21 protein-coding genes are annotated in these 18,189 nt (G+C 63.6%); 10 read left to right on the top strand and 11 right to left on the bottom strand.

Translation table 11 applies throughout. The features are described from left to right. Nucleotides 1-38 precede the first annotated feature (38 nt). The 3 genes from ACSSVC_RS11420 (at nt 39) to ACSSVC_RS11410 (ending at nt 1,455) form a co-directional block, all read left to right on the top strand. Entirely contained in the window at nt 39-416 is a 378-nt protein-coding gene (locus ACSSVC_RS11420; RefSeq protein WP_346634859.1) for a YajD family HNH nuclease, read from the top strand. Between the two features lie 117 nt (nt 417-533). Then, nucleotides 534-1,001, top strand: a complete 468-nt coding sequence (locus ACSSVC_RS11415; RefSeq protein WP_102861638.1) for an RNA methyltransferase — start codon at nt 534-536, stop codon at nt 999-1,001. An 82-nt stretch (nt 1,002-1,083) separates the two neighbouring features. Next, complete coding sequence (locus ACSSVC_RS11410; RefSeq protein ID WP_346634860.1) at nt 1,084-1,455, top strand: YgaP family membrane protein; 372 nt, start codon at nt 1,084-1,086, stop codon at nt 1,453-1,455. A gap of 12 nt (nt 1,456-1,467) precedes the next feature. On the opposite strand, the gene ACSSVC_RS11405 is transcribed toward ACSSVC_RS11410, so the two are convergent. Then, nucleotides 1,468-2,703, bottom strand: a complete 1,236-nt coding sequence (locus ACSSVC_RS11405; RefSeq protein ID WP_404938629.1) for a hypothetical protein — start codon at nt 2,701-2,703, stop codon at nt 1,468-1,470. Nucleotides 2,704-2,753: 50 nt separating this feature from the next. After that, nucleotides 2,754-3,203, bottom strand: a complete 450-nt coding sequence (locus ACSSVC_RS11400; protein ID WP_102861635.1) for a YcgN family cysteine cluster protein — start codon at nt 3,201-3,203, stop codon at nt 2,754-2,756. Nucleotides 3,204-3,477: 274 nt separating this feature from the next. Between ACSSVC_RS11400 and ACSSVC_RS11395 the strand changes: the two genes are divergently transcribed. After that, the gene (locus ACSSVC_RS11395; protein WP_123726448.1) at nt 3,478-4,071 is read left to right on the top strand and encodes a nitroreductase family protein; all 594 of its coding nucleotides are present in this window, start codon (nt 3,478-3,480) and stop codon (nt 4,069-4,071) included. A gap of 112 nt (nt 4,072-4,183) precedes the next feature. On the opposite strand, the gene ACSSVC_RS11390 is transcribed toward ACSSVC_RS11395, so the two are convergent. From ACSSVC_RS11390 to ACSSVC_RS11375, 4 genes are all read right to left on the bottom strand, one after another. Further along, nucleotides 4,184-5,116: a D-2-hydroxyacid dehydrogenase gene (locus tag ACSSVC_RS11390; RefSeq protein WP_346634862.1), complete on the bottom strand. Its 933-nt coding sequence runs from the start codon at nt 5,114-5,116 to the stop codon at nt 4,184-4,186. A gap of 119 nt (nt 5,117-5,235) precedes the next feature. Then, a complete protein-coding gene (locus ACSSVC_RS11385) occupies nt 5,236-5,529 on the bottom strand; it encodes a YcgL domain-containing protein (RefSeq protein ID WP_072451013.1) in 294 nt (97 codons plus the stop codon). Beyond that, nucleotides 5,526-6,659 carry a ribonuclease D gene (gene rnd / locus ACSSVC_RS11380; RefSeq protein WP_346634863.1) on the bottom strand — a complete coding sequence of 378 codons (1,134 nt, stop codon included), beginning with the start codon at nt 6,657-6,659 and terminating at the stop codon, nt 5,526-5,528. The genes ACSSVC_RS11385 and rnd overlap by 4 nt, the downstream gene beginning before the upstream one ends. A gap of 265 nt (nt 6,660-6,924) precedes the next feature. Continuing rightward, entirely contained in the window at nt 6,925-7,587 is a 663-nt protein-coding gene (locus ACSSVC_RS11375; RefSeq protein ID WP_346634864.1) for a class I SAM-dependent methyltransferase, read from the bottom strand. Between the two features lie 183 nt (nt 7,588-7,770). Between ACSSVC_RS11375 and ACSSVC_RS11370 the strand changes: the two genes are divergently transcribed. Next, nucleotides 7,771-8,553 (top strand): transporter substrate-binding domain-containing protein, encoded by a 783-nt coding sequence (locus ACSSVC_RS11370; RefSeq protein ID WP_492612293.1) that lies wholly within the window; start codon nt 7,771-7,773, stop codon nt 8,551-8,553. Here the strand turns inward: ACSSVC_RS11370 and cynR are convergent. Further along, nucleotides 8,532-9,422 (bottom strand): transcriptional regulator CynR, encoded by an 891-nt coding sequence (gene cynR, locus ACSSVC_RS11365; protein ID WP_404938625.1) that lies wholly within the window; start codon nt 9,420-9,422, stop codon nt 8,532-8,534. The two genes, ACSSVC_RS11370 and cynR, sit on opposite strands and share 22 nt — an antisense overlap. Nucleotides 9,423-9,530: 108 nt before the next feature. On the opposite strand from cynR, the gene ACSSVC_RS11360 reads away from it, so the two are divergent. The 5 genes from ACSSVC_RS11360 (at nt 9,531) to ACSSVC_RS11340 (ending at nt 14,087) form a co-directional block, all read left to right on the top strand. After that, the gene (locus ACSSVC_RS11360) at nt 9,531-10,190 is read left to right on the top strand and encodes a carbonic anhydrase (RefSeq protein WP_346634867.1); all 660 of its coding nucleotides are present in this window, start codon (nt 9,531-9,533) and stop codon (nt 10,188-10,190) included. A 34-nt stretch (nt 10,191-10,224) separates the two neighbouring features. Continuing rightward, nucleotides 10,225-10,695 (top strand): cyanase, encoded by a 471-nt coding sequence (gene cynS / locus ACSSVC_RS11355; RefSeq protein WP_123726455.1) that lies wholly within the window; start codon nt 10,225-10,227, stop codon nt 10,693-10,695. Nucleotides 10,696-10,853: 158 nt separating this feature from the next. Further along, on the top strand, nt 10,854-12,038 hold the full coding sequence (locus ACSSVC_RS11350) for a cyanate transporter (RefSeq protein WP_346634868.1): 1,185 nt from the start codon (nt 10,854-10,856) through the stop codon (nt 12,036-12,038). Nucleotides 12,039-12,059: 21 nt separating this feature from the next. Continuing rightward, nucleotides 12,060-12,968, top strand: coding sequence for a DMT family transporter (locus ACSSVC_RS11345; RefSeq protein WP_492612292.1), 909 nt, complete (start codon nt 12,060-12,062; stop codon nt 12,966-12,968). A gap of 180 nt (nt 12,969-13,148) precedes the next feature. Next, nucleotides 13,149-14,087: a LysR family transcriptional regulator gene (locus tag ACSSVC_RS11340; protein ID WP_346634870.1), complete on the top strand. Its 939-nt coding sequence runs from the start codon at nt 13,149-13,151 to the stop codon at nt 14,085-14,087. Nucleotides 14,088-14,099: 12 nt separating this feature from the next. Here the strand turns inward: ACSSVC_RS11340 and ACSSVC_RS11335 are convergent, their stop codons facing one another. The 4 genes from ACSSVC_RS11335 to ACSSVC_RS11320 all read right to left on the bottom strand — a co-directional run bounded on the left by ACSSVC_RS11335 (nt 14,100) and on the right by ACSSVC_RS11320 (nt 18,034). Then, nucleotides 14,100-14,465 carry a 5-carboxymethyl-2-hydroxymuconate Delta-isomerase gene (locus ACSSVC_RS11335; RefSeq protein WP_102861624.1) on the bottom strand — a complete coding sequence of 122 codons (366 nt, stop codon included), beginning with the start codon at nt 14,463-14,465 and terminating at the stop codon, nt 14,100-14,102. 82 nt (nt 14,466-14,547) lie between these two features. Beyond that, nucleotides 14,548-15,738 carry a low temperature requirement protein A gene (locus ACSSVC_RS11330; protein ID WP_346634872.1) on the bottom strand — a complete coding sequence of 397 codons (1,191 nt, stop codon included), beginning with the start codon at nt 15,736-15,738 and terminating at the stop codon, nt 14,548-14,550. 78 nt (nt 15,739-15,816) lie between these two features. Continuing rightward, entirely contained in the window at nt 15,817-16,743 is a 927-nt protein-coding gene (locus ACSSVC_RS11325; RefSeq protein ID WP_404938623.1) for a LysR substrate-binding domain-containing protein, read from the bottom strand. A 91-nt stretch (nt 16,744-16,834) separates the two neighbouring features. Beyond that, nucleotides 16,835-18,034 carry a fimbrial protein gene (locus tag ACSSVC_RS11320; protein ID WP_346634874.1) on the bottom strand — a complete coding sequence of 400 codons (1,200 nt, stop codon included), beginning with the start codon at nt 18,032-18,034 and terminating at the stop codon, nt 16,835-16,837. Nucleotides 18,035-18,189 lie beyond the last annotated feature (155 nt).

The following is an 18,189-nucleotide window of genomic DNA, read 5'->3' as shown; positions in this document are numbered from 1 at the left end:
TCCATTACCGTCATTAGTCCTCCTACAAAGGTGAACCCATGAGTTCGTCCACTCCTCCGTCCAACACCGCCAAGCTGGACCGTATCCTCGCCGACGCCCAGCGCGACCGGGAAATGGGCTACCGCGACAAGGCGCTGAAGATGTACCCCCATGTCTGCGGCCGCTGCGCCCGGGAATTCTCCGGCAAGCGCCTGAGCGAGCTGACCGTGCACCACCGCGATCACAACCACGACAACAACCCCCAGGACGGTTCCAACTGGGAACTGCTGTGCCTGTACTGCCACGACAACGAGCACTCGCGCTACACCGACCAGCAGTACTTCGGTGAAGGCTCCCTGAGCACCCCGAAAGTCGCCAAGGCAACCCACAACCCGTTCGCCGCCCTGGCCGGGTTGATGAAGAAAGACGGCGAATAACGGCTTCACGGGCAATCCGCTCCTGCAGGAGCGGATTGCCCGTGAACCGCCGAACACCCCGCCACACCCCGCCCAATCCCCGTATAATCGCGCTCTTTTCCCCAAGGCTCCTCGCTCGTGGCAAACAAAAGGTACAGCTGCATCGGTTTGTATAACCCCAAGTCGCCGGAGAACGTCGGTTCGGTGATGCGCGCCGCCGGCTGCTATGGCGTCGCCTCGGTGTTCTACACCGGCAAGCGCTATGAACGTGCCCGCGACTTCGTCACCGACACCAAGAAAGTCCACCAGGACATTCCCCTGATCGGCATCGACGACCTGAAGAAAATCCTCCCCCTGGGCTGCATCCCGGTGGCCGTGGAACTGGTGGAAGGCGCCCGTGCGCTGCCGGAATACACCCACCCGGATCGCGCGCTGTACATCTTCGGTCCGGAAGACGGCTCCCTCGACAAGGAGATCCGCGACTGGTGCGAAGACGTGGTCTACATCCCCACCACCGGCTGCATGAACCTGGCGGCCACGGTCAACGTGGTGCTCTACGATCGCCTGGCCAAAGGCAACAACACCCGCTCCGGTCCAAAGTACTGAAAACCCGCCGATCAATCCCCGGGAACCAGCGACGCCCTGGTGCAGTCAGCTTTGTATCCCACACCGCCCTTGGAGACAGAGCATGAGCGAGCGCAAACAGCTGCAAACGATCGAAGCCACACCCTTGCCGAGCCAACCGACCCAGAACGTCCAGGGCTGGGAGCGCATCGGCTCCCTGGCCGGTGGCGTGGTGATGATGGGCAAGGGCCTGCGCCGCGGCGGCGTGTTCGGCCTGATTCAAGTCGCCATCGGTGGCGTCGCCCTGGCCCGGGGGATTACCGGACACAGCTCGGCGAAAAGCCTGCTGGAGAAGAGCCGCCAGGACATGCACAACGTGCGCACGAAGATCGAACGCGCCGGGGAAGAGCTGCGCAATCTGAAGGCCAATGCCGAAGCCGCCGGGCGCCATGCCAAGACGGCCAGCAATGATGAAGTGAAAGTGCCCAAGGCCTGATACCGGGGCGAATCAGTGCAGCAAGGGGGTGTCGAGGACCTTGGACGATTCGCCCAGCACGTTTTCACTGAGCTGGATGAACTCGGCGGTGCTGACGCTTTCCAGGCGCATCGCCCCTTGCAGCACATCGTCGAGTGAGCGCTTGTTGCGGGTCTTGAGGCGGATTTCCCGATCCAGCTCCTGCAACAGCAGCACGGCCTTGGCCAAGGTGGCGCTGTCCACCTGCTCGCCCCGCAGACTGTCGACCTTGTGACTGTCCCGGACCAGACGCTTGTGCAGCACCTGATAGCGCTCGTCACTGATGCCTCCGGCCCGGCGCAACAGTTCGATGCCGTAGTACTCCGCCAGCCCTTCACTGATCCAATCGCTGCCCTGGCTGTCGTTGATTCGCGACAATGACTGCACCAGCTCCCGCAACAGCGGGCTGCTGCCGCTCTCGCTGACCAGGGGCAGACGGCTATGGAGAAACAGCGAGTCACGCCCCGCCAGACTGCCGCGCCACATCGGATCGGCCGCACCAACGATCAACAGCTTGCCGGGCTGACGCGGGAACACCGCCTGTACTTGCGGCCAGACAAAGGTCAGCAGGGTCAGCACGTCCATACGGCGCATGCCCTGGCCCAGGGGCGACACCACGCTGACTTCGGTTGCTCCCAGACGCGTGCGGCGACTGCCCAGGTTGCCGGCCAGCATCCAGCCGGCGGGACGGTCGAACAGCCGCGAAGGATTGTCGATGCGGAAGCGATTCTTGCCGATACGTGGCCAGGCGGTCTCGATGCTTTTCCAACCGGCCGGCAAGTCGAAATCCAGACGCGCCACCAGTTCGATGCCGTCCTGTTGGTCGAGCCTGGCCGGCGGCACCAGCGTCTCGCCCCGCAGCAAGGCCCAGTTGGCGGTGCTGCGGCTGTCGTAGCTGCCCTTCTTGATGCTGTGACTCAGGCGCACCCTGTAGCTGAGGCTGGCCTTGCCGCTGGCCGGACGCCAGACACCACGCTGGCCGGCGGCATCCGCCGCCCCAGCCTGCCATTGGCCGTCGGCTTTGAAGTCACTGTAGTCGCCGTCCCGGCCCAGGTCGAAGTCCAGGCTGCGCAAGGCCGAACCATCGGCCAGGGTCAGGCGCACCTCGGCCTGATCGCTCTGGGGCAGGAAACGCACGTGATAATCCAGATCGACTTTCTTCGCCGCAAAGGCCGATGCGCTCAATGCCAGCATCGCAGCGGCCAGCGCCAGTTTCGCCCCCACCCTCATACACACTCCTTTCCTGGGTAACCTGGTTCTGCAGCCAACGCGGCGAATCCTCAGCCGGCGCGGAAAATCAGATGATCCTCCCAGTCCTCTTCCGCCACGCTGCCTTCGGCCAGCATGCGCCCGGACTGGGAAATACGTTCGTGGTGCACCGCATCGCGATCGCCACACACCAGATGGTGCCAGAGCGGCAGGTCCTTGCCTTCGCTCACCAGGCGGTAGCCGCAGGTGGGCGGCAGCCACTTGAATTCGTCGGCCTTGCCCGGGGTCAGCTGGATGCAGTCGGGCACCGACGCCCGACGGTTGGGGTAGTCGCTGCACTGGCAGGTTTTCAGGTCCAGCAGTTTGCAGGCGATGCGCGTGTAATAGACGCTGTTGTCGTCCTCGTCCTCAAGCTTTTGCAGGCAGCACAGACCGCAGCCATCGCACAGCGACTCCCATTCGTCCTGGTCGAGCTGTTCGAGGGTTTTGCGTATCCAGAAAGGTTCGACTTTGGCGGCCATGGCTCAAGCATCAGTATCCGAGGGTGAAAAGGCCGCCAGTCTAGTGCCGAAGGCCCGGCGGGCCAAGCGCTTACGACTGTCGGTAGGCCGGGGCTTGTCAGCGGCAGGCCCGCACAGTAGCTTTGCCCCTCGGACCACCCCGCGTCCGTGTGCCATTAACGCTCGACCGCGTCGCACCCGACGAACCCCACAAGGTCAGGAAAACCCCTTCGCCCAGCTCAACTGCGCCTGCCGGTTTACCCCATCATTCTCAAACGTTGCCTGGAGTCTTTGCATGAGCGCCAATCCTCGCGTTGCCGATTACGCCATCCACCCGCAGTTCACCCAACGCTGGTCGCCACGGGCCTTCACCGGCGAAAACATCCCTGAAGAAACCCTGCTGAGCTTCTTCGAAGCAGCACGCTGGGCGCCTTCGGCCTACAACTCGCAACCCTGGCGCTTTCTCTATGCCCGGCGCGATACGCCGAACTGGGAGCGCTTCCTCGGCCTGCTCAACGAGTTCAACCGTGGCTGGGCGCAACATGCCTCGGCCCTGGTGATCGTGATTTCCAAGACCACCTTCACCGCCCCTGGCGCCACGGAAGAGACTCCGGCCTTGTGGCACACCTTCGACACCGGCTCGGCCTGGGGCCACCTGGCACTGCAGGCCAGCCTCAGCGGCTGGCACACCCACGGCATGGCCGGCTTCGATCAGGAGCTGACCCGCAAGGAGCTGAAGATTCCCGAAGGCTATGCGCTGCACGCTGCGGTAGCGGTGGGCAAGCTGGGAGACAAGTCGAGCCTGGCCGACTACCTGCAGGCCCGGGAAGAGCCGAGCCCGCGTCGTCCACTGAGCGAGACGGTGGCCGAAGGCGATTTCAGCCTGTAACAAAGAATCGGCCCTGTAGGAGCGAGCTTGCTCGCGAAGCCCTAAAGGGCGCCGCGCTGGCCTGGCAAGCGCGGCTTTCGCCAGCAAGCTCGCTCCTACGATCAGGCCTCTCTCAATAGCCGCGGGCGAAATCCACTTCGCCGCGCAAGGCCTGCTTGGCCTCATAGGCCCGCAGGTTGTCGACGAACAACTGCACCATCAGTTCCGGCGAGGTCGGCGCCGAGCTGTGCCCCGTCAGCAGCAAGCCCCAGGCCGTCCAGAACGGGTGTCGTTGCGGCAAGGGTTCCTGGCGGCAGACATCGATCACCGCCCCCGCCAGATGCCCATCCTTGAGGGCCTGCACCAAGTCCCCATCGACCACGGAAACACCCCGGCCCACGTTGATGAACAGCCCCGTGGACTTGAATTGCTTGAACAGCGCCGCGTCGTACAGGTCATGAGTGCTCGGAGTGTTGGGCAGCAGATTGACCACATAATCCACCTCCCCCACCAAGCGTCCCAGGTCTTCCAGGCCCGCCACTTCGACAAAGGGGGCCTGCTCCCGCGCCTGGCTGGCGATGCCGTACAGCTTCACGCCAAAGGGCAGCAGAAATTGCGCCACGCTCTGGCCGATGTCGCCGGTGCCGACGATCAGCACCTTGCGCCCCACCAGGCTCTGGCCCAGGCGGTTGTCCCACTTGCGCTCCACCTGACTGACCAGCCGCGCCAGCACTTCGCGCTCATGGCCAAGGATGTAGGTAAGCACGTACTCGGCCATCACCTGGCCAAAGATGCCTACCGCCCGGGTCAGGCGGTAATGCCGGGGCAGGCCGTCGGCCAGCAACGGGGTGATGCCGGCCCAGGTGGATTGCAGCCACTGGGGCTGATGTCCCTGACGCAACAGGGTCGCCAGCAGGTCCGGCTGGCCCAGCCAAACCGGGCAATCCGCCGCCAGGCGCGACAGCTCGGCAGAGTCGCCACTGGTCAGTACGTCCAGCTCCGGTGCCACCTGACGCAACAGGCGGGCATAAACAGCGTGATCGTGTTCGGCAATCAGAACGCGCATGGTTCAAACCTTAAAAAACGGTGCAGGCCGCCGCCGACGGAGTATTGCTCCATCGATCAAGGCGGTGGCCAGGTCAGTCAGTTGCATTTAACAGAGGCTCGGGACCGAGCCCCTACAGGTCAGACCGGATCATTGCGGCGCAGCAACTCTTCGGGCAGGTGCTCGATGTACTCGTCTTCTGCCGGCGGCATCTGCAAGTGATAGCCCTGCTTCTCGAGGTTTTCCAGCACCTGGTGGATGTCCTCCCGGGACAGCTTGCGCTCCGGACTCAGCACCAGGTCGAAGGCATGTTGCGGCTTGCCGAAAGCCAGCAGCAGGTTTTCCGGCACGCGTTCCAGGGCCTCGCTTTTCAGTACGTAGAGGTACATCTCGTTCTTGCGCGGGCTTTTATAGATGGAGCAGATACGTTTCAAGGCTGTTCTCCGGCGGTGGCCAGGCTGTCCAGCAGCGCCTGGCCCATCAATTCGCGGCGCCAGCCACGCAGCGAATCAGGCAATTGGTAAGGCCCTTTGGGGTAGCCGCTCTTGAGCAGGCTTTCCAGGGTTTTCTTGCGCAGCATGACTTCCGGCGCGATGCCCAGACGCTCGGCCTCGGCCTGCCCCACGGCCTTGAGGCGCTTGAGCAGGGCCGCGGCTTCGATCGGCAACGGCTCGGGTACGGCCGGCGGCCATTGGTCCGGGCCAAGGGCTGCGGTGCGCTTGATCAGGTCGAGGAGAAATTCGCCGTCCTGACGCACGGTGCGCGGGTGCATGTCTTCGATCTTGGCCAGCGCCGCCAGCGTATCGGGCTGGGTCTTGGCCAGGGGCCAGAGGGCGTGTTCACGCACGATGCGGTTGCGCGGCAAGTCGCGGGCACGGGCTTCACGCTCACGCCAGGCACAGAGCTCACGCAGCACGGCCAGCTGCGCACGGGAGAGTTTCCAGGCCAGCTTGGCCTCACGGTAGACCTCGTTGGGGTCCACTTCGCGGCGCAGGTTGGCCACCAGCTCGGCACCGTCTTCCAGCACCCAGCGGTATTTGTCCTCGGACAGTTTGGGCTGCAGTTCGGTAAAGACCTGGGCCAGGTGTACGGCGTCTTCGGCGGCGTAGCTGACCTGGGTTTCCGAGAGCGGGCGCTGCAGCCAGTCGGAGCGGGTCTCGCCCTTGGGCAGTTCGATGCCCAGGACTTCCTGCACCAGGCGCGAATAGCCCATGGAAAAACCCAGGTTCAGGTAGGCGGCCGCCAGTTGCGTGTCGAACAGCGGCGCCGGCAGGCTGCCGGTCAGGCGCAGCAGGACTTCGAGGTCCTCGCTGCAGGCATGCACCACCTTGACCACCGCCGGGTTCTCCAGCAGGGCCGCCAGGGGCTTCCAGTTGTCGATGGTCAAAGGATCAATCAGGTAAGCGCGCTGCCCATCGCCGATCTGCAACAGGGCGGCGATGGGATAGAAAGTGTCGACCCGCATGAATTCGGTGTCGAGGGCGACGAATGGCAGCTGCTGCCACTCGGCGCAAAGCTGACCGAGGCTATCGTTGTCGCGAATCCAATGTATATCGATGGCCACACGGCTCTCCCTTGAAGAATGGCGCGCAGTATATATCGCCTCCGGCGATTTCTGAGCATTCACCCGACAAGAGCAGGTGCGAAACCTTCTGCCGGACGGCAAGAATAGTCCGAGAGTCGGAATCGGGTTCTGTACGAAAGCTCGCCGAGTGAAGATCAGGCAAGGCAAAAATAGGCGAGCAAGCGGAGTGTAGGGGCCTACATGAGCATTGCGAGCCTGTTTTTAACGCGGCATGGTCGAAACGCAGGCAGTTTTCGTGCAGAACCTAGCTGGGTTTTCTAAGGACATAGACCCGCGCCGCCGCACAACCGGGCAGGAAATCCTGCTGGCTCACGACCTCGAAACCGGCCTGCTTGAACTCGCCTTCCAACTGCACCCTGCCGATCGCCAGTGACGCCGCGGACTCACCCGGCGTGGCCGCAAGGATATTGAACAACGGCTCGACCCGGGCCGCGACGATCACCGAATCACGGCTGACCCGATGAAACTCCCGCAGCAGCGCCAGGCGATCCTCGCTGCGGGTCACATGGGCAAACAGTTGCATGCAGATGATGCTGTCCACCGCATTGGCCGACAGACCGATGTCGAAAGCCGAGCTGTGAAAGGTCTTGACCCGTTGCAGCAGGCTGGCCGGGTGATGGGTCTGGGCATGATTGAGCATGTCCTGGGAAGGGTCCGCCGCCAGGATCACCCGGTTGCCATGCTCGGCCAGCACCGGCCAGTAGCGCCCGGCACCACAGGCCACATCCAGGATCAGTCCCGGCTCCCCGGCCACTTTCAGGGCATGACGTACCAGGCGCGCCGTGCGCCAGAGCGCCAGACGTGCGGCGAGCCCGGCAGGCCGGGGCTCACCGCAGACACGGGCGTGCTCCTGGTCATAGCGTCGAGCGAACTCCAGCTCGATGGACGGTGGGGGGTGAGACGACATGACTGGCGAACTCTTGTAGGTATCCAGAAGCCACAGGTTAACCAGTCGTTCGTGAAAAAAAGGTCGAAAGCCCCTCGGGCGGTTTTATCCGGGCAGGGTGCCAGACCACCCTTGCCCGAGCAGGGGCCGATGCCAATAATGCTTCGGCACCGCGTCCCGCCCGTCACTTCAAGGAACGACCCCATGCTGCCCCGCCTCTTGCTTTGCACTCTGCTCGGCCTCAGTGCCCCCGCCCTCAGTTTCGCCCAGGAGCCGACCTCCCATCTGGACCAGGTGCTCGAACGTGGCCACCTCACGGTCTGCACCACCGGCGACTACAAGCCCTACAGCTACCTGCGCGACGACGGCCACTACGAGGGCATCGACATCGCCATGGCCGAATCCCTGGCGCAAAGCCTCGGGGTCCGGGTGAAGTGGATCAATACCACCTGGAAGACCCTGATGGCGGACTTCCAGAGCCAGCAATGCGATATCGCCGTGGGGGGTATTTCCGTCTCTCTGGAACGGCAGAAAAAAGCCTTCTTCAGCCAGCCCCTGGGGATCGACGGCAAGATTCCCCTGGTGCGCTGCCAGGACCTCAAGCGCTATGAAACCCTGGAGCAGATCAACCAGCCCTCGGTGCGCCTGATCGAACCGCCGGGCGGCACCAACGAAGTCTTTGCCCGGGCCCATGTACCCAAGGCCGAGCTGATCCTGTTCGCCGACAACGTGAAAATCTTCGATCAATTGCTCGCCAGGCAGGCCGACGTGATGATCACCGACGCTTCGGAAGCGCGCTTCCAGCAGAAGCACAAGCCGGGGCTGTGCGCGGTCAACCCCGAGCGCTACCTGCAATACAGCGAGAAGGCCTTTCTCCTGCCCCGGGACGACATGGCCTGGAAAAACTACGTCGACCAGTGGCTGCACCTGAGCAAGGCCACCGGCGCCTATGACCAGGTGGTGAATCAGTGGCTGGCGGCGCCGTAGTCTTGGTCCAGCAGCATCTGCCCAAAGGCCTGGCAGGCGGCGCTGCGATAGGCGCCCCGGCGCTCCAGCAGCACCACGCTGCGGGGCGCCGGGGGTGATTGCAGGGCCAATGCCCGTAAACCCGGCTGCTCGCGGGCGATAGCACTCGGGAGCAGGGTCGCCAACTGCCCGCGGCGCACGATCTCGACAATCCCACTCACCGAATTGGCCTCGATGGCGATACGCGGCGCAATGCCCTGTTGCCGGCAATACAGGTCGATATGCCGGCGGGTGGCGAAGTCCGTGCTGAGCAGCACTAGGGACTGTTGGCCCAGGGCCGCTGCACTCAGGGGTTGGCAGTCCTGCTGCGCAGAGTGCAGGCCGACCATCAGGCTCAGGGTTTCGGTGAACAGCGGCTGGCTCTGGATTTCCCCCAGGTGCTCGCCGGCAAAGGCGATCCCCAGGTCCAGGCGGTCCTCGGCCAAGGCCGCTTCCAGGCGATCCTGGGTCATTTCCTCAAGGCTCAGATCGATCCCCGGGTACTGCTGGTTGAAGCGGCTGAGCAAGGGGCCGGTGAGGTAGGCAGTGAAAGTCGGGGTCAGCGCCAACCGCAATGAGCCGCGGCTCAGGTCCTGCACATCATGGATCGCCCGCTTGGCTGCCTGCAGGTCTTGCAGGGCGCGGCGCGCATAGACGACATAGGCCTGGCCGGCATCGGTCAGTCGCACGCTGCGCCCGGAGCGGTCGAACAGCGGCGTGCCCAGGGACTCCTCCAACTGTTTGATCTGTTGCGACAAGGTCGGCTGGGAGACATGCAGCGCCTCGGCGGCACGGGTGAAATTGCAGTGCTCGGCCACGGCCAGCAGGTAACGGATATGACGCAAGAGCATGAAGGCTCCAACTATAGGCAGGACTTATGGAAAGCATAATAAGCCGGTCTTGGACGCTATAGCTGAAAACTTCCATCCTTGCCCCATCAGCGACGCAAGGACCATCCCATGCAGAACATCATTGACGGCTTCCTCAAGTTCCAGCGCGAAGCCTTTCCACAACGCAGCGAGCTGTTCAAGCAACTGGCCAGCACCCAAAGCCCCGGCACTCTGTTCGTCACCTGCTCCGACAGTCGGGTCGTTCCCGAGTTACTGACCCAGCAGGAACCCGGCGACCTGTTCGTGATTCGCAATGCCGGCAACATCGTCCCCAGCTACGGCCCGGAACCCGGTGGCGTGTCGGCCACCGTGGAATACGCAGTAGCGGTGCTGGGGGTGAGCGACATCGTCATCTGCGGCCATTCCGACTGCGGCGCAATGACCGCCATCTCCACCTGCAAATGCCTCGACCACCTGCCCGCCGTGGCCAACTGGCTGCGCCACGCCGAGTCGGCCAAGGTGATCAACGCCGCCCGCCAGCATGCCTCGCCCGCCGACCACCTGGACGCCCTGGTGCGGGACAACGTCATCGCCCAGTTGGCTAACCTGAAGACTCATCCCTCGGTGGCCCTGGCCCTGGAACAGGGCCGGCTGAACCTGCATGGCTGGGTGTATGACATCGAAAGCGGCGCCATCGCCGCCCTCGACGGCAGCAGCCAGCGCTTTGTCTCCCTGGCCGAGCACCCGCAGACCTGCGCCCTGGCCAGCCACGCTACAACCGCTGCCTGAGCAGCCCCCTTCATCATCCAAGAGGAACATTCCCATGCTGCAATCCCAATTTGCCCAAGCTCCACGCCTGGCCCTGGCCGACACCATCATCGACGCCAAGGCCCGTAAGAACCTGTCGTGGCAGGACCTTGCCGACGGTACCGGGCTGAGCCTGGCCTTCGTCACCGCCGCCCTGCTGGGCCAGCATGCCCTGCCCGCCGCTGCCGCCGATCGGGTATGCGACAAGCTCGGCCTGGACCAGGACGCCAGCCGCCTGCTGCAGAGCATTCCCCTGCGGGGCAGCATCGCCGGTGGCATCCCCACCGACCCGACCGTCTACCGCTTCTATGAAATGCTCCAGGTCTACGGCTCGACCCTCAAGGCCCTGGTGCATGAGCAGTTCGGCGACGGCATCATCAGCGCCATCAACTTCAAGCTGGACATCAAGAAGGTCGAGGACCCGGAAGGCGGCTCCCGCGCGGTCATCACCCTGGACGGCAAGTACCTGCCAACCAAGCCCTTCTAAAGGCAGCGGCAAGCTTCAAGCGCCAAGCTGCAAGTTCAGGCCTTCACGCTTGCAGCTTGCAGCTTATTTAATTTTTAAATAACACCGCAGACTTTCTGATTTGCCCCTTCCCTGAGCCACGCCGCCTAATCAGCCCCCTGTTCCTTGAAGGTCTGGTTATGGAAAACGTTCGTGCAAGCACCCGCCCCGCACTCTGGCTGATGGTCAGTGTGGTCCTGGTGGCCCTCAATCTGCGGCCGTCGATGGCCGCCGTCGGCCCTCTGCTGTCGGGCATCCGTGGCGATATCCCCCTGAGTTTCAGCCTGGCGTCCCTGTTGACCATGTTGCCGGTCATGGCCATGGGCCTGGCGATGTTCTTCGGCATGGCCATCAGTCAGCGCCTGGGCGAACACCGCACTGTGGTCCTGTCCTTGCTGATCATCGGGCTGGCCACGGTCTCGCGGTTGTTCATGGACTCGGCGGCGGAGTTGATTCTCAGCGCCGTGCTGGCCGGTGTCGGCATTGCCCTGATCCAGGCGCTGATGCCGGCCCTGATCAAGTCGCGCTTTGCCGATAACGTCTCGCTGTTCATGGGCCTGTATGTCACCTCGATCATGGGCGGCGCGGCCATCGCGGCGTCCTTCGCCCCACTGGTGATGAACCACAGCGGCAGCTGGCGCCTGGCCCTGGCGATCTGGGCCGCCCTGGCCCTGCTGGCCCTGGTGTTCTGGTACGCCCAGCGCGGCTCGCTGCCCAGCCTGCCGGCCTCCGGCGGCGGACGTGAATCCTTTAGCGGCAATCGTCGGGCCTGGCTGCTGGCGGTGTTCTTCGGTCTTGGCACCGCGTCCTACACCTGCGTGCTGGCGTGGCTGGCGCCCTACTACGTGGAGAACGGCTGGAGCGAGCAGAACGCCGGCCTGCTGCTGGGCTTTCTCACCGCCATGGAAGTGATTTCCGGACTGGTCACCCCCGCCATCGCCAACCGCAGCCAGGATCGTCGCCTGGTGCTGGTGGCCCTGCTGGTACTGATCATCGTCGGCTTCTGCGGCCTGATCCTCAGCCCGCAACACCTGAGCCTGCTGTGGCCGTGCCTGCTGGGCCTGGGCATTGGCGGACTGTTTCCCATGAGCCTGATCGTGTCCCTGGACCACTTGCCCGACCCGCGCCGGGCCGGCGGCCTGACCGCCTTCGTGCAGGGCATCGGCTACCTGATCGCCGGGCTGTCGCCGCTGCTGGCAGGGATGATCCGCGACCAGTTGGGCAGCTTCGAATGGGCCTGGTGGTCACTGACAGCAGTGATGGCGGTGATGATCCTCATGGTGCTGCGCTTCGACCCTCGGCATTACGCCCGGCACATCCGCTGAGCCTCGGCCCGGGAGGCCTGCATGAGTCCTGTGAGTTTCACCCAAGCCAACCTCGGCATGCTGCTCTGGGCGGCGCTGATCGCTGCCTCGTTCTTCGCGGCCGCCCAGGTCAGCCAGGCCATCGACCCGGTACTGCTGACCGCCCTGCGCCTGTTGTTCTCGGCACTGATGTTCATGCCCCTGCTGTGGTTCAACGGCGCTTCGGCGCCGACCCGGGCCGGATTGGGCGCCCACGCGGTACTGGGGCTGCTGCTGGCGCTGTACTTCGGTTCGCTGTTCGAAGCCCTGCGCTACACCTCGGCGGTCAACACCGGGACCCTGTTCACCCTGGTGCCGCTGCTGACCCTGGCGTTCGAAGGCTGGCTGTTGCCCAGCGGCAGCCAGCAACGCCGCCTGCTGCCGATGCTGGTGGCCGGAGCCGGGGCATTACTGCTGGTGCTCAAGGGGGGCGCGCCGGGGCAGTTGCCCTCCCTGTATGCCATGGCTGTCTATGCCGTAGGCTGCCTGGCCATGGCGGCCTATTCGCCCCTCAGCCAGCGCTTCAAGGCCGGCAGCCTGCAAGGTCGCAGCCCGGCCGCCATGACGTTCTGGAACATGCTCTTCGGTGCGCTGTTCCTGTTTGCCGCCAGCCTGGTCAGCGACGGCTGGCGCAGCGCCGCCCTGCTCGGCGGCAACGACCTGCTGTGGCTGCTGTACCTGGCCCTGTTCGCGACCCTGGCGACCTTCTGGCTGTTGCACCGGGCCATTGGCGTCATCGCCCCGTCCACGGTGATTTCCTACATCTATCTGAGCACCCTGTTTCTCACCCTGTTCCACTGGCTGTGGCTGGGCCAGCGTCCGCACCCGGGAGAAGGGCTCGGTGCTCTGCTGGTGGCCCTGGGCATGTTCGGCCTGGTGCGCGGCAGCCGTCCCGCATCTGCCATGACCTGAAATGGCCCTGAGACAGGGGACATTATTCTGCGAGAAACTGCACAGGTCGTGTTATCGGAATTTAATGTCCGGATGCTGTCCGCCAATTCCCACCCCGGGCATTTGATTAGGACGATCGTTCCGCTAGCATCGACCCGGTTTGTGCGCCACCGGCGCCAGGTGCCCAGCGGGATGGAACAGATGCTCATCAGCAACGTGCTCAGAAAACTCGACATGCAGGACCTGATGGTCTTTATCGCGGTGTACGAGCAAAGCAGTGTCACCGGGGTCTCGGAAACCCTGTGCGTCAGTCAGTCGACCGTCAGCTACTGCCTGAAGAAACTGCGCAACGGCTTTGAAGACGAGCTGTTCATCAACACCCGCACCGGCATGCGCCCGACCTACAAGGCCACCAGCATGTACAGCCACGTGCTGAAGATCCTGGAGAGCATCAACCTGTGCCACAGCGGCGTGCAGGCCTTCGATCCGACCCGCCAGGCCGTAACCTTCAACCTCTGCGCCCCGGAATACTTCGAGCTGCTGATCCTGCCGCGCCTGCTCAAGGGGTTCGACTACGCCGACCTGCCAGTGACGGTCAATGTGCAGAAGCTTGAGAGCGATATTCCTGCCGAGGAACTGCGTGACGGCAGTGTTGATCTGGTGATCTGCTTTGGTCCGAACTTCCATCGCAGCCATGCCGACTTCAAGTCGCAGATGCTGCTGGAGGACGATCTGGTGTGCGTCTTCGACAAGCGCGCCACGCCGCCCAAGGAGCCGCGTTTCAGCCTGCAATCGTTCATCGAACGGCGCCACGTTTTTCCTACGCCCTGGACGTCGGACAGCAACATGGTGGATGGCTGGCTGGCCCGCCAGGCGCACAAGCGGCAGATCGTCGCCCGCTCCAACAGCTACAGCGCGGCGCTGAAAATGATCACTGGCACCGACTTTATCCTGACCCTGCCCCGCCGCATCCAGGCCTTGCTGGCCAACGAAGCGGTGTTCAACCATTGCGAGGCCCCCAGCGGCCTGCCGGGGTTCACCCTGGACATGCAATGGAACCAGAACACCGATCAGGACAGCGCGCAGACCTGGTTCCGTGAACAGGTGGTCAAGGCCTGCGCCGAACAGGGCCTGCTTTAGGCCCGGCCCCCATCAGAGACCGACGGCGGCCTTGCTGTAGGAGGCGCGGTCGATGTCGATAATCTCCACGCACAACTGCACCGCCAGCTCAGCCGGCCAAGGCGCCAGGTCCTGCAGCAAAGCCAGCAGACTCTCGGACAATTGCTTCTTGATCTCCGGCGAGCGGCCGCTGAGCAGGGCCAGCTTGACGTGGACAAAGGCCCGCTCACCCAGGCCAGTGCCGACCCGGAACGACTCGACCTTCACTGCCCGGCTCTTGATATCGAACTCATCGGCAAACTGCCCGGAGGCCACCAGCCCGTGATTGAGCCGCAGCAGCGCCTTATCGACGTCCAGCTGGGGCAGGTTGGCGGTGTATTCCATATGCAGGTGCGGCATGGCAGAACTCCTGGTCTGTCAGGGGGAAAAGGCGCTCCATACTACACAAGGCCCGAGCTCGCGCTTGCATTATCCCCAGGCCTTATTGCCCCGCTGTCGCTGCCCGCTCGCGCAGGGCCAGGGTTTCCCAGACGGCCACGAGCACCATCACCAGGGTGGTCAGGCTGCCCAGGGCCAGGGCGGAAAACAGCTGATTCCAGGCAGCCGGCAACAACAGCAACAGCACCGCGAGCCCGGCCAGGTGCGACAGCGGCGGTAACGGCCGGTCGTTCATCACCCACTTGAACAGAGCGCAGCCCAAGAGAAACAGCCAGGGACCGCCGACTATCACCAGCACCCCGGCCGGGCTGGCGTGCTCCGGATGCATCAGCACCAGCTCATCGGCCACGGCACTGACAATGATCCCGGCCACGATCAGCAGGTGCAGATAGGTGTAGGCAATGCGCGCCTGACGTCCCGGGTCGTCGGAATGGGCGATACGGTGGTGGGCCCGCTCGGCGCCACTGTCGAAGTACACCCACCACATGGCGATACTGCCCAGCACCGCCACCACGAACCCCAGCAGGCCCTGGGCGCTGGTGGTCAACTCGGCGAAGGTGGCGCCGGTCACCAGCAGCGATTCCCCCAGGGCAATGATCACGAACAGGCCACAGCGCTCGGCCATGTGATTGCCTTCCACATTCCAGTCGGCCAGGGTCGAACGCCCCAGCCCCGGCACCCAGAAATACAACGATGGCGACAGCACTTCGATGGCCAGGGCCAGCCCCCACAAGGCCAGCCGCTGCGGGCCCTCCAGCAGGCCGCCGGCGATCCAGAAAAGCCCCGAGAACATCAGCCACAACAGGATTCGCTGGAAGTTGCGGGTCATGTTCAACGGCTCGCCGCGCACCGCCCACAGGGAATAGGCGGTGCGCCCCACCTGCATGAATACATAGGCACCGGCAAACAGCAGGCCGCGCTCACCAAAGGCCTGGGGAATCGACGACGACAGCAGCAACCCCGCCACCATCAGCACGAACAACCCGAGGCGGATCGGCAGGGTTTCCGGGTCCAGCCAGTTGGTGATCCACGACGTGAAGATCCACACCCACCACACCGCCACCATCAGCAACGCCACCTGCAGCGCCCCGCCCAGGGACAGATGGGCCAGCAGGGAATGGGACAACTGGGTCACGGCAAACACGAACACCAGGTCGAAGAACAGCTCGACCATGCCAACCTTGCCGCTGTCGTGGCTGCCTCGCCCACGCAACAGGGAACGGGAACGACTCATGGGCACACTCCGCTGGTTTGACGTTTGAACAGGGACTTACAGAGCAAAGCAGGCGTCGGGACGCTTGCCAAGCGACGGCTACAAGGGCGCCGCCAGGGGAGCCCGCTCGCTCATGAAGGCTTCCAGGCGCGAGCGCAGCCAGCGCTCGGCGGGATCGGTGTCGACATGGCTGAGCCAGACCATGGACAGGTCCAGGGTCGGCGTCTTGAACGGAAACGGCTCGGCGTACAACTGCCCCGAGGCCGCCATGGCCGCAGCCGCGTAGTCGGGCAGGCTGGCGATCAGCGTGGTTCCGGCCAGCAGGGCCGGCAATGAGCTGTACTGCGGCACCGACAGCACCACCTGGCGAGTGCGGCCGATTTCCGCCAGCCACTCATCGGCGAAGCCGGCGACATTGGCGGTGTGGGACACCAGCACATGGGGCCGCGCGCAGTATTCGTCGAGGCTCAGCGGCGTATCGCTGGCATCGGCCCGCAGCACGCTGGGCTGGATATGCCGCAGCAACTTGCGCTTGGCATTGGCCGGCAGGCCCCGGGTCTGGCTGATGCCGACGGTGATGTCGCCGGAGGCCAGCAGGTCGGGAATCCGCCAGTAGTCCACGTGCTGCACCACGACCACTACCTGTGGTGCTTCCTGGCGCAGGGCTCGCAGCAAGGGCGGCAGCAGGCCGAACTCGACGTCATCGGACAGGCCGATACGGAAAGTCATGGTGCTGCTGGCGGGATCGAAATCGTGGGTCAGGCTCAGGGCCGAGGACAGCGCATCCAGGGCCGGCGACAAGTGCTGGATAAGCTGCTCGGCACGCGCCGTGGGCTCCATCCGATGGCCGACGCGGATGAACAGCGGATCGTTGAACATCGCCCGCAAACGGTTGAGTGCGGAACTGATGGTGGGCTGGCCGAGAAACAGTTTCTCCGCCACCCGGGTGACATTGCGTTCCAGCATCAACGCCTCGAACACCACCATCAGGTTGATGTCGGCCTTGCGCAGTTCATTGCGATTCATCGGTGTTGCCCCCGGTCCCCAGACGGAGGTCAGTGTAGAAAGGCCTGGGGCCTGGCGTCCAGGTAAACACCCGAAGCCAGCCGCCGGGGCTTCAGTCGAAGGTGAAGTTGAACTGGGCGTTGCTGTTGGCCGATCCCTCGGTGATCGGACCGGTGCGAATGTACTGGGCGCGAAAGCTGAAGCTGGCGCTATCGCTGCCCAACAGGCGCTCCATGGCATATTGCGTGCCGTTGCAGTGAATGCGCGGAATCTGCTCATTGAACATGACGATGCCCACGCCCTGGGCGACAGGGCTATTTCTGTTCTGAGCCGTCTGGGTAAGCCCCAGTATCCCTGTTGAATCGCAGCGCGAGGGTGGCTCGGTCGTGAAAGAGACCCGCGGCAGGGTATTGGCCGTGCAGTCACTGACTTCGAGCCTGGCGACTGTCGAAGGCGACGAAGTGGAACCCAGTGTGGGGAAATCATGGGCCGAGGGGCTGCCCAATGGCAGCTCGACCTTGCGGGTGATCACCTGGCATTTGGCAGAAAACTTGACCTCGTCGGCGCCGAGCAAGTCGCTCTCGGTGTACGACTGCCAAACGTTACAACGATCTTTGTTGTTCTGTGACGGGAGCTCCAGCAAAGGTTGCCCAACCGTTGCCGCGCCCTTTTTCAGATCCAGCGCGTACAGCTTCATTTGTACGCCATTGAGACTTCTGATCACCAGCGGCCCCTTGGGCAACTCATTGGGGGGCAGTGTCAGGATGAGTGAGTAGACGTAGGCCGTGGGGATTTTTTTGTAGATGTTTGCCTCGTACTCCACATCGAACTTTTCCAGCACAGAGGGGAACGTAGTGTTACTCACCACTCCACTGGCATTCCCACTGGAGGGATGGGCCGTGACTTTGAAGCCGATGCCTTTGATATTGGTGGCCACAATGCCGTCCGCGAAGTACCCGATCAAATGTGCGGCAGACACAAATTCATGGCGTTCCAGCGTATTGGATTGGCGGGTGGTGTACTCGATGATCGGGTTCACGTTGCGCTCTTTCAACACGTCGCCTACCCGGGCGCTGCTGTTCAATGGCGTAACCTCCTTCCACGGTTTGCCGTTGCTTCCAACGTTACTGAATAGGCAGCCCTTGGCTATGCCCTCGATGGCAGCATGGGCGGATGCGCCTGGCTGCAACCACCACAGCATGAGGATTGCCATCTGGACTAAGGTGCGACGCTTTCGCCCATTGGCGAGGGGGCTGAGCCACTGGCAATTCATCGGTGATTTCCTTCTTTGTGCACTGGCACGACGGCGCATTGTTCAATGCTCCTGAAGCCGGCCAATTGACATTGAATGCGCAGCCTCGGTGTCGCCGGTTCAGGGCCACTGCGAGGCATGCAGACATCGCTCGGTTTGGATCAGTCGATACGCCAAGGGCTGATCCTGGCGTACCGAGTTGCGACTTAGCGAGC

It is taken from the genome of Pseudomonas sp. E1BtOHC1 (genome assembly GCF_058744285.1).
This window is presented reverse-complemented; position numbering and strand designations above follow the sequence as displayed.